Genomic DNA, 13,558 nt, shown 5'->3' with positions numbered 1-13,558 from the left:
GCCGTGCTGCCCTCGCTCGCGCTGGTGCCGGGCGAGCCGGCCGGGATCGGCCCGGAACTGTGCGTGCGGCTGGCCCAACAGCCGCGACGCGACTGCCAGCTGCTGGCCTTCGCCGATCCCGACACCTTGCGCGCCGCCGCTGCGGCGCTGTCGCTGCCGCTGCAGCTGCTGCCCGAATCCGCCCCTGCCATCGCCCCCGGCGACCTGCGCCTGCGCGCGGTCGGCAACGCCGTGCCCAGCCGTTTCGGCCAAACCGAGCCGGCCAATGCCGTCGCGGTGATCGGCGCGCTGACCCAGGCCGCCGACGCCTGCCTGCGCGGCGAACTGGCCGGCCTGGTCACCGGCCCGGTGCACAAGGCGGCGATCAACGACGGCGGCATCGCCTACACCGGCACCACCGAGCTGCTCGCCCGCCATGCCGGGCGCGAGGTGGTGATGATGCTCGCCAACGACATCGTGCGCGTGGCCCTGGCCACCACCCATCTGCCGTTGCGCGCGGTCGCCGATGCACTGACGCCCGCGTTGCTGGAGCGCTGCCTGCGCATCGTCCACGCCGCGCTGCGCAGCGAATTCGGCATCGCCGAGCCGGTCATCGCAGTGCTCGGACTGAATCCGCACGCCGGCGAAGACGGCCATCTGGGCCGCGAGGAGATCGAGGTGATGGCACCGGTGCTCGCCGCCTTGCGCGGCGAAGGCATGCGCCTGCTCGGCCCGCTGCCGGCCGACACCGCGTTCCTGCCGCAGAAACTGACCGGCGTCGACACGGTGCTGGCGATGTATCACGACCAGGGCCTGCCGGTGCTCAAGTACAGCGGCTTCGAGCAGGCGGTGAACCTGACCCTGGGCCTGCCCTACCCGCGCGTGGCGGTCGACCACGGCACCGCGCTGGAACTGGCCGGGCGCGGCGTCGCCGATCCGTCCAGCCTGTTCGCCGCGGTCGCGCTGTGCGCGCAACTGGCCGCGCGCAAGCAGCTCCTGTAGGAGCGGCTTCAGCCGCGACCGAGCGTTACCGGTGAAGCCCGGTCGCGGCTAAAGCCGCTTGTGTCTTACGCAGGTCTATCGTTGAGGTGAGAGCGGAGTGCGGCAGGCCGCTAAGTCGCAGTGCCTCACGAGCACGAGTAGGAGTCAGGGCCGCCGCACTCCGTTTCTCCTGCCAGCAAGCCCGAACAGTTGCCTGAGCCGCGAGCTCGAACCTACAAGCATGGGCATCGGCAGGAGATCTCTCGTCCCTGAGTTTACTGCGGAGAACGCCTATGTCTATGCAGCGCTTTGTCGGGATCGATGTCTCCAAGGCCGAGCTGGTCGTTCACGTCTTGCCGGATGGGCTGACCTGGACTCAGGCCAATACGCCCGAGGGGCACGCCGGCCTGGCCGAACGCCTGGCCTTGCTGGGATGCGAGCGGATCGTGCTGGAGGCCAGCGGTGGCTACGAACGGGCGATAGTGCAGGTGCTGACGCAGGCTGGTCTGCCCGCGGTCCGGCTGCCTGCCCAGCGTCCTCGTGCGCTGGCGCACGCGTTGGGACTCAAGGCCAAGACCGATGCTCTGGATGCGCGGTTGCTGGCTGTGGCGGCCCAGTGCATCCACGCTCAGCCCACCGCGGTGCTCCCTGCGCCGCTGCAGGCGCTGCGCGAACTGCTCCACCTGCGCAGCACCCTGGTCGCCCAGCGCGATGCGCAGCGCCGCTGCATGGAGCACGTGACCTGCAAGGCGGTGCGCGACCAATGGCTCGAGGTGATCGCGCTGCTGCAGCAGCGCATCTGTAACGTGTCCCGGCAGATCGCACAGGCGGGGGCTGCCTGCTCCAGCCTGCCCAAATTGCCTGGGCTTGGCCCGATCCTGCGCGCCACCCTGGCAGCCCGGCTCCCCGAGCTGGGCACCGTGCATCCGCGCAAGATCATCGCCTTGGTCGGGCTGGCGCCGTTCAATCGCGATAGCGGCCGCTGGCGCGGCCAACGCCGCATCCAGGGCGGACGCGCCGACGTGCGACGAGTGCTGTACATGGCCACGTGGGCCTCCATCCGCACCGGCTCCCCGCTGTCACACACCTACGCCCGCCTGACCGCCGCAGGCAAACCCGCCAAGGTCGCCATTGTCGCGTGCATGCACAAGTACCTGCGATGGCTCAATGCCATTGCCCGAGACCAGGCGCCTTACGCTCCTCCGGAGATCGCTTCTGCATGACAGTTGACTCCTACAGGGACTGCGCCGCGCGCCATCCTGGCCTCATCCCGATAAGATGCCCGCATGACTTCCTATTCCGGCTTCAGCGCCCCGGCCAAGAAATCGCTTGGCCAGCATTTCCTCAGCGACCGCGACTACATCGACAGCATCGTCCGCGCGGTAAACCCCAAGCCGGACGACCTGCTGGTCGAGATCGGTCCCGGCCAGGGCGCGATCACCTTCCCGCTGCTGCGCCGCCACGGCCGCCTGACCGTGATCGAGTTCGACCGCGACCTGATCGCGCCGCTGACCGCGGCGGCGGAAGGAGTCGGCGAACTGACCATCCTCAACCGCGACGTGCTGTCGGTGGACTTCACCGAACTGGCTGGCAGCGCCGGGCAGATCCGCCTGGTCGGCAACCTGCCCTACAACATCTCCTCGCCGATCCTGTTCCATGCGCTGGACCACGCCGCGGCGATCGCCGACATGCACTTCATGCTGCAGAAGGAAGTGGTCGACCGCATGGCGGCCGCGCCAGGCAGCAAGGTCTACGGCCGGCTCAGCGTGATGCTGCAGGCGTACTGCGAGGTGACCTCGCTGTTCGTGGTGCCACCGGGCGCGTTCCGGCCGCCGCCGAAGGTGGATTCGGCGGTGGTGCGGCTGGTGCCGCACGCGCCGCAGGACATCGGCATCGGCGATCGGCGGCGTTTCGCCGACGTGGTCCGCGCGGCTTTCGGGCAGCGCCGCAAGACCTTGCGCAACGCGCTCGGCGGGGTCTGCGATGCCGCCCAGTTCGAGGCCGCCGGGGTGCGCCCGGACGCGCGCGCCGAGCAGTTGGAAGTGGCCGATTTCGTGCGCCTGGCCAACGTGCCGGCAAGCGCCTGAGCGGACGCCGGCGCGGCAGCGGGCCGTCCGATGTGCCGGCTCGGCCGGGTCGCCGCGTGATGCGCCCACAGCATCGCCTGCGCCTGGGCTGAACCTGATCGGCCGGCGGCAACACCGCACCCTCACCGCCATGCACCCGATGCCCTGCGGCCGCAGCTTCCGCGGCCGGGCCCGGCGCCTTCCCTGTCGCGCCGCCTCAGGACAGGGGTCGTGATCGCGGCCGGATCCTGCACGCGCATCGCACCGATGGCGGCGCGCGTGTCCTCCCTGCGCATGCAATGCACGCCACCGCACCTGCGCCACGTCGCCGATGCAGCGACATGCGAAGGTTTCTGGACCATTCCTGCACCGGCTTTGCTTACACTGTGGGCATGAACGATGACGCCCCCTACCGGATCGAGGTCGAAGTGTCGCCCCGATTCCTCGACGACCAATCGGCGCCGGAGGACGGACGCTACGCGTTCGCCTACACCATCCGCATCCACAACCGCGGCCGCGTCGCCGCGCGGCTGATCGCCCGGCATTGGGAAATCACCGACGGCAACGGCCGCGTGGAACGCGTGGACGGCGACGGCGTGGTCGGCGAACAGCCACGGCTGCGCCCCGGCGAGGACTTCCGCTACACCTCCGGGCTGATGCTGGAAACCGAGCACGGCACGATGCGCGGCCACTACGACATGGAAGCCGACGACGGCACCCATTTCGTCGCACCGGTCGCCCCGTTCGTGCTGACCGTGCCGCGGACCCTGCACTGATGGCGTCGGCATGAGCGTGTGGGCCATCGGCGACCTGCAGGGTTGCTACGACATCACCCAGCGGCTGCTGGAGAAGATCCGCTTCGATCCGGCGGTGGACCGGCTGTGGTTCTGCGGCGACCTGGTCAACCGCGGCGGGCAGTCGCTGGAAACCCTGCGCCTGGTGCACTCGCTGCGCGCGCACAGCGAGGTGGTGCTGGGCAACCACGACCTGTCGCTGCTGGCGATCGGCGAGCGCAGCCTGGACGAACAGCGCAAGGTCAACGCGGACCTGCAGCGCATCGTGCTGGCCGAGGACCGCGACGAGTTGCTGACCTGGCTGCGCATGCAGAAGCTGCTGCACGCCGACCGCGAACTGGGCTGGATGATGATCCATGCCGGCCTGGCGCCGAAGTGGACCACCACGCTGGCCGAGAAGCACGCGCGCGAGGTCGAGCAGCAGTTGCACGGCAGCGGCTACCGCAAGCTGTTCCGCAACATGTACGGCGACCGCCCGGCCTGGTCGCCGGGACTGACCGGCTACGACCGCTCGCGCGCGATCATCAACCTGTTCACCCGCGCCCGCTATTGCACCCCGCGCGGGCGCATCGCGATCGAGGAGAAAGGCACGCCCGGCACCCAGGCGCAGGGCCTGTATCCATGGTTCGAAGTGCCGGGCCGCGCCGAGCGCGACCTGAAAATCGTCTGCGGCCACTGGTCGACGCTGGGCCTGACCATCACCCAGGGCGTGCACGCGATCGACACCGGCGCGGTGTGGGGCGGCAAGCTGACTGCGCTGCGCCTGGACAGCGAGGACCTGCAGGTGGTGCAGGTGCCGGGCCGCCCGATCGAAGGACCGTCGCCGGTGCCGCGTGCACGGCCGCCGCGGCGCAGGTCTGGCGGCGGGCGCGGTGCGGGTGGTGGTGCTGGTGGTGGTGCTGCTGCGCCTGCGTCGCCGCCGCCCGATCAGGAATGACTATGGCTGGCGTCGGCGGGCAATGCGCACGACTGCCAGGCAATTCGTCCAGATGCGGCCACTTGTAGGAGCGGCTTCAGCCGCGACCGGGCTTCACCGGTAAAGCCCGGTCGCAGCTGAAGCCGCTCCTACAACACACTGCACCGATTGCAAGAAAACCCCGCTAGCGGAAGCGTCGCTCTGTCGCGATATCGTCGTAGAAGAAACGCCCGATGGCCGCGCGTGCGTCGGCCTGCCAGCATCTGCCAACGCCAATCCGCTACGCCGCGCCACGCCTGCGCCGATAATCCACGAACTCGAACGCCAGCGCATGCTTGGCATCGGCCGCGTGCGCCTGCCGCGCCACGACCTCCCACTGCGCCGGATCGAACGCCGGGAAATGCGCATCGGCGCGCTCGACCAGCGTGTCCACGTGGGTCAGGTACAGCATCTCGGCGTACGGCAAGGCCAACGCGAAGATGTCGCCGCCGCCGATCACCGAAAGTTCTTCCGCCCCGCTCGCCAGGGCCACCTCGATCGCCGCCTGCAGCGAGGCGACCGCCTGCATGCCCTCGAACGGTACCTGCCCCGAGCGCGTCATCACCAGGTTCAAGCGCCCGGGCAGCGCGCGGCCCAGCGACTGCGCGGTCTTGCGCCCCATCAGCACCGGCTTGCCCAGGGTCAGCGCCTTGAAGCGCTTCAGGTCGTCCGGCAAGCGCCACGGCAGGTCGTTGTCGCGGCCGATGGCGTTGGCGCGGTCGAGCGCAGCGACCAGGGTGAGCCGGAGCTCGGGACTTCTGAGCCGGGGCTCGTCCACATCCGTCCCCGCCGATACCGCGGCTTTTTCCGAGTCCCGAGTCCCGAGTCCCGAGTCCCGACGCTTCATACCGCCACCGGCGCCTTGATCGCCGGATGCGGATCGTAGCCCTCGATCGCGATGTCGTCGTAGGTGAAGCCGAACAGGTCGGTGACCGCGGGATTCAGGCGCAGCGTCGGCAACGGCCGCGGCGTGCGCGCCAGCTGTTCGCGCGCCTGCTCGTAGTGGTTCGAATACAGGTGCGCGTCGCCCAGCGTGTGCACGAAATCGCCCACGCCCAGGCCGGTGGCCTGCGCCACCATGTGGGTCAGCAGCGCGTAGCTGGCGATGTTGAACGGCACGCCGAGGAAGATGTCGCCGCTGCGCTGGTACAGCTGGCAGCTGAGCTTGCCGTCGACCACGTAGAACTGGAACAGGCTGTGGCACGGCATCAGCGCCATCTGCGGCAATTCCGCCACGTTCCAGGCGCTGATCACCAGCCGCCGCGAATCGGGGTTGCGCTTGATCTCGTCCACCAGCCATTGCATCTGGTCGATCTCGCGCCCGTCGGCGCCGGTCCAGCGCCGCCACTGCTTGCCGTACACCGGACCGAGCTCGCCCTGCGGGTCGGCCCACTCGTCCCAGATGCTGACCTTGTTGTCCTTGAGGTAGGCGATGTTGGTCTCGCCCTTCAGGAACCATAGCAGCTCGTGCACGATCGAGCGCAGGTGCAGTTTCTTGGTGGTCACCAGCGGGAAGCCGGCGTTGAGGTCGAAGCGCATCTGCCAGCCGAACACGCTGCGCGTGCCGGTGCCGGTGCGGTCGGATTTCTCCGCGCCGTGCTCGAGGACGTGACGCAACAGGTCCAGGTAGGCCTTCATGGCGTCGCGTCCGCCACCACCGGCACCGGCTGCAGCACCGGCGCACGGCGCGAGCGCCACAGCAGGAACAGGCCGAGCAGGATCAGCGGCGTGCTCAGGATCTGGCCCATGGTCAGCCACTGGAACGCCAGGTAGCCGATCGGCGCATCCGGCACACGCACGAACTCCACCGCGAAGCGGAACACGCCGTACAGCAGCGCGAACATGCCGGACACGGCATAGCGCGCGCGCGGCCGCAGCGAGAACGCCCACAGCACCACGAACAGCACCAGGCCCTCCAGCACCGCCTCGTACAGCTGCGACGGATGCCGCGCGAACCTGTCCAGCGCACCGCTGGCGTACTGCGCCTGGATCTGCGCCAACGGCACGTCCTGCAGCTCCGGCGTGTGCGGAAAGATCACGCCCCAGCCGGCGCCGGTGAACTTGCCCCACAGCTCGCCGCCGACGAAATTGCCGACGCGGCCGAAGCCCAGGCCCAGCGGCACCAGCGGCGCGACGAAATCCATCGTGTCGAAGAAGTGCAGGCGCGACTTGCGCGACCACCAGGCCGCGGCCACCAGCACGCCGATCAGGCCGCCATGGAAGCTCATGCCGCCGTCCCAGACCTTGAAGATCAGCAGCGGGTTGGCCAGGAAATCGCCCAGCGCGTAGAACAGCATGTAGCCGATGCGGCCGCCGAGCACCACGCCGAGCATCGCGTAGAACAGCAGGTCGGAGAACCCGTCCATGTCCACGCCGGGCAGGCGGCCGGCGCGGATGCGGCGGCGGCCCAGCCACCAGGCCGACGCAAAGGCGGCCAGGTACATCAGCCCATACCAATGCACCTTCACCGGGCCGAGCGAGAAGGCGATGGGGTCGATCTGGTGGAGATAGGTCATGCGGAGGGCGTCGGCCGGAGGGCGAAGGTCGCCTATTCTGCCACCGGCGCCGGCTACTACCGTGGTCTTGGTCGACTTGGACTGCACTAGGCTTCATCTGCCGGCAGGCGCACGCGTCTGCCACCGGCGCCGGTCACTACCGTGGTCTGGGTCGACTTGTACTGCGCTAGGCTTCATCTGCCGGCAGGCGCAAGCGTCTGCCATCGGCGCCGGCTACTACCGTGGTCTTGGTCGACTTGGACTGCACTAGGCTTCATCTGCCGGCAGGCGCACGCGTCTGCCACCGGCGCCGGCTACTACCGTGGTCTGGGTCGACTTGGACTGCGCCAGGCTTCATCTGCCCGCAGGCGCGAGCGTCTGCCATCGGCACCCACTACTGGCGCGGTCGCGATCGACACGGACGGCGCCACGCTTCATCTGCAGACAGGCGCACCCTGCACCGCGGCACATCGTGCCCGCCGGCGCTCAATCCAGCCGCTGCGGACGGTTCGGCAGTTCGTCGTGCCCGGCCTGGCCGGGCTGCGCCGGAAAATGCGCGGCCAGCAGCGCCGACACCGCCGCCACCCCGGCGATCACCGCCTGCTCGGGCTGGCCGGCGCGCATGTCGCGTTCGATCAGTGCGCAGACCTCGCGCCACTGCGCCTCGTCCACGCGCGCATGCAGGCCGCGGTCGGCCACGATCTCGATGCGGTGGTCGGCCAGCAGCAGGTAGATCAGTACGCCGTTGTTGGCCTCGGTGTCCCAGGTCCGCAACTGCGCGAAGACCTGCTCGGCGCGCGTGCGCGGCGCCATGCCGCGCAGCAGCGCCGCCGGCGCCAGCGCCGATTCGACCGCGAACATCACCTGCCCGCGGTGCAGCCGCTCGCCATCGGCGATCGCCGCGCCGATGCGCTCCAGGCTGGCGTCCGGGAACAGGCTGCGCGCCGCCGGCGCGAACAGATGACGGAGCAATCGCATCACCAACTCCCCGAGGCGCCACCGCCTCCCGAACTGCCGCCGCCACCGCCCCAGCCGCCACCACCACCGCCGAAGCCACCACCACCACCGAAACCGCCACCGCCGAAACCGCCGAAGCCGCCACCGAAACCGCCGCCACCCCAGCCACCGCCACCACCACCGGCAGAGCGGCCGGGAGAGACGCCCGACAACAGCCCCAGCACCAGCCCGATCGCGCCGGTCAGCGCGCCGACGAACAGCGACAGGCTCAGCAGCAGGCCCACGCCACCGCCGGCGACCGCCGCCAGCACGCCGCGCAGCGGCCGCGGCACGCGCGCGAACAGCAACTGCGCGACGATCGCGGCGAACAGGCCGGCGAAGAAGCCCAGCGGCAGCCTGCCGCCGGAGCGCGATTCGGACGCGTGGGTGCTCACCGGTGCCGGCAGCTGTTCGCCATCGATCAGCTTGACCAGCATCGCAGTGGCTTCGGCGATGCCGCCGGCGTAGTCGCCGGCGCGGAACCTCGGCGCCAGGTACTCCTGGATGATGCGGTTGGCGGTGGCATCGGGAATGGCGCCTTCCAGGCCATAGCCGGGCTGGATGCGCACGCGCCGGTCGTCCTTGGCCACCACCAGCAGCACGCCGTCGTCCACGCCCTTGCGGCCGATCTTCCACGTGTCGAACACGCGCTGGGTGTATTGCTCGATCGTCTCCGGCGCGGTGCTGGCGATCACCAGCACCTGCAACTGGCTGCCCTTGCGCTGCTGCAGCTGCACCGCCTGCTGTTCCAGCTGCAGGCGCTGGGTCGGCTGCAAGGTGCCGGTGGTGTCGACCACCGGCGTGTCCAGCGGCGGGATCGGCGCCTCGCCGGCCGCCTGCGCCCAGGCCAGCAGCGGCAGCAGCGCCAACAGCAGCACCCCGATCCAGGCAGGCCGGCCGCGGTGCGCATGGCGCTGGCGGATCGTCGCATCGCTCATTGCAGACTCCTGCCGGCGCGATCGCGCGGCGGCATCGAAGGGAGGGAACCGCAGCGGCGGCGCGACCAGTGCAGCCGGCGGCCGCTGCGTGCGGCCGGCCCCGCTGCAGCACCTGGCCGCAGGCCGCAACCCGGGCCGGCGTGCAGCCCCGCCCGGTCGGCGCCGCTGCACGCTGCGCTTACTGCGCCGGTGCCGGCTGCGGCGCCTGCTGCGGCGGCGCCTGCTGTGGCTGCTGCGGCTGCACGGGCTGGCCACCGAAATTCACCGCCGGCGCCTCGGAGATCTGCGCCTCGTTGGCTACGGAGAAGTTCGGCTTTTCCTTGTAGCCGAAGATCTTCGAGGTGATCACCTGCGGGAACGAGCGAATGAAGGTGTTGTAGTCCTGCACCGCCTGGATGTAGCGGCCACGGGCCACGGTGATGCGGTTCTCGGTGCCCTCCAGCTGCGCCTGCAGGTCGCGGAACGACTGGTCGGACTTGAGGTTGGGGTAGTTCTCGGTCACCACCAGCAGCCGCGACAGCGCGCTGGACAGCTCGCCCTGCGCCTGCTGGAACTGCTGCAGCGAGGCCGCGTCGTCGGCATTGACCTGGACCTGGCCGACCCGCGAACGCGCATTGGTCACGTCGGTCAGCACCTGGCGCTCCTGGTCGGCGTAGCCCTTGACCGTGTTGACCAGGTTCGGGATCAGGTCGGCGCGGCGCTTGTACTGGTTCAGCACCTCGGACCAGCCGGCCTTGACCGCCTCGTCCTTCTGCTGGATCGCGTTGTAGCCGCAACCGGACAACAGCGCCGCCACGGCGACGAGGAACAACGAGCGGGACAACAGGCGCATGGCGCTCTCCGGCGTAAAGACAGGGCGCAGCTTGCCACGCCCCCCGTGAAAACGCAGCTGCGCCGGACGCGTCAGCCGCTCACCACTTGCCGGCGCCGGGTACGTGATGGGCCGCCGCGCGGCGGCGCATCAGCAGGTTCAGCCACTCCACCAGCACCGAGAAGCCCATCGCCGCATAGATGTAGGGCTTGGGCACGTGGACTTCGAAGCCGTCCAGGATCAGCACCACGCCGATCATCAGGATGAACGCCAGCGCCAGCATCTTCACCGTCGGGTTGGCGTCGATGAAGCGGCCCAGCGGGTTCGCCGCCAGCAGCATCACCGCCACCGCCAGCAGCACCGCCGCGACCATCACCGGGATGTGCTGGGCCATGCCGACCGCGGTGATCACCGAGTCCAGCGAGAACACGATGTCGATCACCGCGATCTGCGCGATCACCATCCAGAACACGCCCGAGGCCTTGCTGGTGGTCGGATCGGCGTCTTCGCCGCCGGTGATCATCTCGCGGATTTCCATCCCGCCCTTCACCAGCAGGAACAGGCCGCCGACGATCAGCACCAGGTCGCGCACCGAGAAGCCCATGCCGGCCACGCTGAACAGCTCGCCCTGCATCCGCGCCAGGAACGCCAGCGACACCAGCAGCGCGATGCGGGTCAGGCACGCCACCGCGATACCGAACTTGCGCGCCGCCGGGCGTTGCGCTTCCGGCAGCTTGCCCACCGCGATGGAGATGAACACCAGGTTGTCGATGCCCAGCACGATTTCCAACGCGCTCAGCGTCAGCAGCGTCAGCCAGGTGTTGGGATCGGCGAGAAACTCAAGGGCCATGGAGTCGAATCCTTAATCGGTCAAAAGAAAAGCGGTGGTTACAGCACGCGCGGCAGCAGGATCAGGCCCCAGCACAGCACGACGTTGGCCAGCATCAACAGCACCGCGGCCGAGCCCATGTCCTTGGCGCGACCGGCCAGTTCGTGGTGCTCCGGCCCGTAGCGCTCGATCACCGCCTCGATCGCGGAATTGAGCAGCTCCACCGCCAGCACCAGCAACAGCGAGCCGATCATCAGCGCCTGCTGCACCGGCCCCTGCCCCAGCCACAGCGCCAACGGCGCCAGCAGCACGAACAGGCACACCTCCAGCCGGAACGAGGACTCGTGCAGCCAGGCCGCGCGCAGGCCCTGGTAGGACCAGCGCAGCGCCATCAGCATCCGGCGCGGTCCGCGCGGCAGGTGCCCGAATTGGTCGGCCATGCGTCAGGCCCGGCCTGGGGAACGAAGACGCGACGGCGACGGCCGGAAGGGAACGGTCATGGGCGATGGCGAAGCGGGCTAGGCGCCAATTTTGCCACAAGCCCCCGTCCGCCGCTGCGAGCGGCCGCGGTGGGCGCCGGATTTGCCTGCGGCGCGGCGCCTGCGGCACCATCGCCGCTCCCGTCGCAATTGGAGGCGCCCTCATGCCCCGTTCGCCGCTGCGCGCTGCGCTGCTCGCCACCTGCCTGTTCCTGCTAGGCCTGCATTCGGCCCTGGCGCTCACGCCGGCCGCCACGCCGAAGATTCCCGAACAGGTCTCCAACCCGGCCTGGGAAGAGGACATGCAGCGCTTCGCCCAGGCCGATGCCGCGCATCCGCCCAAGCCCGGCGGGGTGCTGTTCGTCGGCAGTTCCTCGATCCGCTTCTGGCAGTCGCTGGCCAGCGATTTCCCCGGCGTGGACACGCTCAACCGCGGCTTCGGCGGCTCGGAGATCCGCGACAGCACCTGGTATGCCGACCGCGTCGTGGTGCCGTACAAGCCGCGCCTGATCGTGTTCTATGCCGGCGACAACGACCTCAACAGCGGACGCAGCCCGCAGCAGCTGCACGAGGACTTCCTCGCCTTCGTGACGCGGGTGCGCCGCGACCTGCCGGGCGTGCGCATCGCCTACCTGGCGATCAAGCCCAGCCCGGCGCGCGCGGCGCTGCTGCCGAAAGTCACCGAGGCCAACGCGCTGATCCGCAAGGCGGCCGCCGGGCTGAAGCAGGTGGAGTTCATCGACGTGTACACACCGATGCTCGGCAAGGATGGGCAGCCGCGCGCCGAACTGTTCGGCCCGGACCAGTTGCACATGAACGCGGCCGGCTATGCACTGTGGCGTGACATCGTGCGGCCATACCTCAAGCGCTGAGCGCGCCGCGCTGACGCCGACGCTTCAGGCGATCCGGCCGCTCACTTGGCCGGATCGAACCTAACCGTGGCGGTGGTGCCGCCGCCCTCGGCGCTCTCCAGCCCGATCCGCCAGCCGAAGCGCTCGCACAGCCGGCGCACGATCGACAGGCCCAGCCCGGTGCCCTGCGGGCGGTCCGGTTCGGCGCGGAAGAACGGTTCGAACGCGCGCTGCAGCGCTTCGGCGGACATGCCGATGCCGGTGTCGCGGATGCTGATGCGGTCGGTGCCGATCTCGACCTCGATGCTGCCGGCGTCGGTATAGCTGCAGGCGTTGCGCAGCAGGTTGCTGACCACCACGTGCAGCACCCGCGGCGGCGCATGCAGGCGGGCAATGGTGAGCACCTTGACGGTCAAGGTCACCGGCTTGCCGGTCAGCAGCTCGCGTGCGTTCTCGGCCTCGTACTCGACCACGTCGGCGACCTCGAAGGTCTCGCTCTGCGGCACCACGTCCGCTTCGCGCGCCAGGATCAGGAATGCGTCGATCACCGCCTCCATGTCGCGGCCGGCGCGCTGGATGCGCTGCAGGCTGCGGCCCAGCCGCGGCGGCAGGTCCGGATCGGTCATCGCGATGTCGCTGGCGACGCGGATCACGGTCAGCGGCGTGCGCAGTTCGTGGCTGGCGTCTCGGGTGAAGTTGCGCTCGCGCGAGACGTGGTCGGTGACGCGCAGGGCCAGCGCATGCAGCGCCGCGGCCAGCTGCCGCGATTCGCCCTGCACGTCGGCCGGCAGGTTTTCCGGCGCCAGGTCGGCGGTGGACGGATGCCGCGGATCCCATTGCGACACGCGCCGCGCCAGCCAGTTCACCGGCGACAGCAGGCGCCGCGAGGCGCGGTGGGTCAGCCAGCCGACCACCACCACCGCGATCAGGGTCAGCAGCGCCGGCACGATGCCGAACCAGAAGGCCAGCCGCTGCGCCTGCGCCCGCAGGAACACCAGGTACAGACGCCCCTGCTCGGTCTCCTCGACCAGCACCATCTCGCCACCGGGGCGGTTCTCGTGCATGCCCGGGGCGAGGCCGCGCAGGCTGGCCGGCAGTGCGGCATCCGATTGCCCGGGCGACAGCAGATAACCGCGCAAGGTATGGCTGTTGGGCGGCGGCTGCGACGGCGTTTGCGCGTGCAGGCGCCAGTAGTGCGCGGCTTCCTGGCGCATCACCGAGCCCACCAGCGAGTGCTGCACCACCGCCACCACCAGATAGCTGCCCAACGCGACGATGCATCCGGCGAACAGGATGCGGGCGATCAGGGCAAGGCGGATTTTGCGCGGCAAACCGTGCGGCATTACAGCTTCCGTGTTCTTTCGCCGCGATTATAGGCGGGCGG

Annotated in this window: 15 protein-coding genes; 6 read left to right on the top strand and 9 right to left on the bottom strand. The window is 69.7% G+C overall.

Going from position 1 to position 13,558, the window contains the following annotated elements:
* Positions 1 to 3: 3 nt before the first annotated feature.
* The 5 genes from pdxA to NUG20_RS04950 all read left to right on the top strand — a co-directional run bounded on the left by pdxA (position 4) and on the right by NUG20_RS04950 (position 4,757).
* Complete coding sequence (pdxA, locus tag NUG20_RS04970) at positions 4 to 981, top strand: 4-hydroxythreonine-4-phosphate dehydrogenase PdxA (protein WP_263397341.1); 978 nt, start codon at positions 4 to 6, stop codon at positions 979 to 981.
* A 278-nt stretch (positions 982 to 1,259) separates the two neighbouring features.
* Positions 1,260 to 2,183 (top strand): IS110 family transposase, encoded by a 924-nt coding sequence (locus NUG20_RS04965; RefSeq protein ID WP_263395115.1) that lies wholly within the window; start codon positions 1,260 to 1,262, stop codon positions 2,181 to 2,183.
* A gap of 63 nt (positions 2,184 to 2,246) precedes the next feature.
* Entirely contained in the window at positions 2,247 to 3,047 is an 801-nt protein-coding gene (gene rsmA, locus NUG20_RS04960) for a 16S rRNA (adenine(1518)-N(6)/adenine(1519)-N(6))-dimethyltransferase RsmA (protein WP_263397340.1), read from the top strand.
* Positions 3,048 to 3,418: 371 nt separating this feature from the next.
* Positions 3,419 to 3,802, top strand: coding sequence for a Co2+/Mg2+ efflux facilitator ApaG/CorD (gene apaG, locus NUG20_RS04955; protein WP_145705570.1), 384 nt, complete (start codon positions 3,419 to 3,421; stop codon positions 3,800 to 3,802).
* A gap of 10 nt (positions 3,803 to 3,812) precedes the next feature.
* Entirely contained in the window at positions 3,813 to 4,757 is a 945-nt protein-coding gene (locus NUG20_RS04950; RefSeq protein ID WP_263397339.1) for a symmetrical bis(5'-nucleosyl)-tetraphosphatase, read from the top strand.
* A gap of 259 nt (positions 4,758 to 5,016) precedes the next feature.
* Here the strand turns inward: NUG20_RS04950 and NUG20_RS04945 are convergent, their stop codons facing one another.
* The 8 genes from NUG20_RS04945 to NUG20_RS04910 all read right to left on the bottom strand — a co-directional run bounded on the left by NUG20_RS04945 (position 5,017) and on the right by NUG20_RS04910 (position 11,284).
* Positions 5,017 to 5,622: a dihydrofolate reductase gene (locus NUG20_RS04945; RefSeq protein WP_263397338.1), complete on the bottom strand. Its 606-nt coding sequence runs from the start codon at positions 5,620 to 5,622 to the stop codon at positions 5,017 to 5,019.
* Positions 5,619 to 6,413 carry a thymidylate synthase gene (locus NUG20_RS04940; protein WP_263397337.1) on the bottom strand — a complete coding sequence of 265 codons (795 nt, stop codon included), beginning with the start codon at positions 6,411 to 6,413 and terminating at the stop codon, positions 5,619 to 5,621. Before NUG20_RS04940 ends, NUG20_RS04945 begins: the two co-directional genes overlap by 4 nt.
* Positions 6,410 to 7,291, bottom strand: a complete 882-nt coding sequence (gene lgt / locus NUG20_RS04935) for a prolipoprotein diacylglyceryl transferase (RefSeq protein ID WP_263397336.1) — start codon at positions 7,289 to 7,291, stop codon at positions 6,410 to 6,412. The genes NUG20_RS04940 and lgt overlap by 4 nt, the downstream gene beginning before the upstream one ends.
* A 465-nt stretch (positions 7,292 to 7,756) precedes the next feature.
* Entirely contained in the window at positions 7,757 to 8,248 is a 492-nt protein-coding gene (locus tag NUG20_RS04930) for a TPM domain-containing protein (protein WP_263397335.1), read from the bottom strand.
* Complete coding sequence (locus tag NUG20_RS04925; RefSeq protein ID WP_263397334.1) at positions 8,248 to 9,204, bottom strand: TPM domain-containing protein; 957 nt, start codon at positions 9,202 to 9,204, stop codon at positions 8,248 to 8,250. Before NUG20_RS04925 ends, NUG20_RS04930 begins: the two co-directional genes overlap by 1 nt.
* Before the next feature lie 178 nt (positions 9,205 to 9,382).
* Complete coding sequence (locus NUG20_RS04920; protein ID WP_263397333.1) at positions 9,383 to 10,036, bottom strand: LemA family protein; 654 nt, start codon at positions 10,034 to 10,036, stop codon at positions 9,383 to 9,385.
* 79 nt (positions 10,037 to 10,115) lie between these two features.
* Positions 10,116 to 10,865: a TerC family protein gene (locus tag NUG20_RS04915; RefSeq protein ID WP_263397332.1), complete on the bottom strand. Its 750-nt coding sequence runs from the start codon at positions 10,863 to 10,865 to the stop codon at positions 10,116 to 10,118.
* Between the two features lie 38 nt (positions 10,866 to 10,903).
* Positions 10,904 to 11,284, bottom strand: a complete 381-nt coding sequence (locus NUG20_RS04910; protein ID WP_263397331.1) for a diacylglycerol kinase — start codon at positions 11,282 to 11,284, stop codon at positions 10,904 to 10,906.
* Between the two features lie 203 nt (positions 11,285 to 11,487).
* Here NUG20_RS04910 and NUG20_RS04905 point away from each other — a divergent pair, with 203 nt between their 5' ends.
* The gene (locus NUG20_RS04905; protein ID WP_263397330.1) at positions 11,488 to 12,195 is read left to right on the top strand and encodes an SGNH/GDSL hydrolase family protein; all 708 of its coding nucleotides are present in this window, start codon (positions 11,488 to 11,490) and stop codon (positions 12,193 to 12,195) included.
* A 41-nt stretch (positions 12,196 to 12,236) separates the two neighbouring features.
* On the opposite strand, the gene NUG20_RS04900 is transcribed toward NUG20_RS04905, so the two are convergent.
* Positions 12,237 to 13,517, bottom strand: coding sequence for a sensor histidine kinase (locus NUG20_RS04900; protein ID WP_263397329.1), 1,281 nt, complete (start codon positions 13,515 to 13,517; stop codon positions 12,237 to 12,239).
* Positions 13,518 to 13,558: the final 41 nt, after the last annotated feature.

The organism is Xanthomonas sp. CFBP 8443, from assembly GCF_025666195.1.
Classification (GTDB): Bacteria; Pseudomonadota; Gammaproteobacteria; order Xanthomonadales; family Xanthomonadaceae; genus Xanthomonas_A.
Note: the sequence above shows the minus strand (reverse complement) of the source record. Positions and strands in the feature narration are given on the sequence as shown.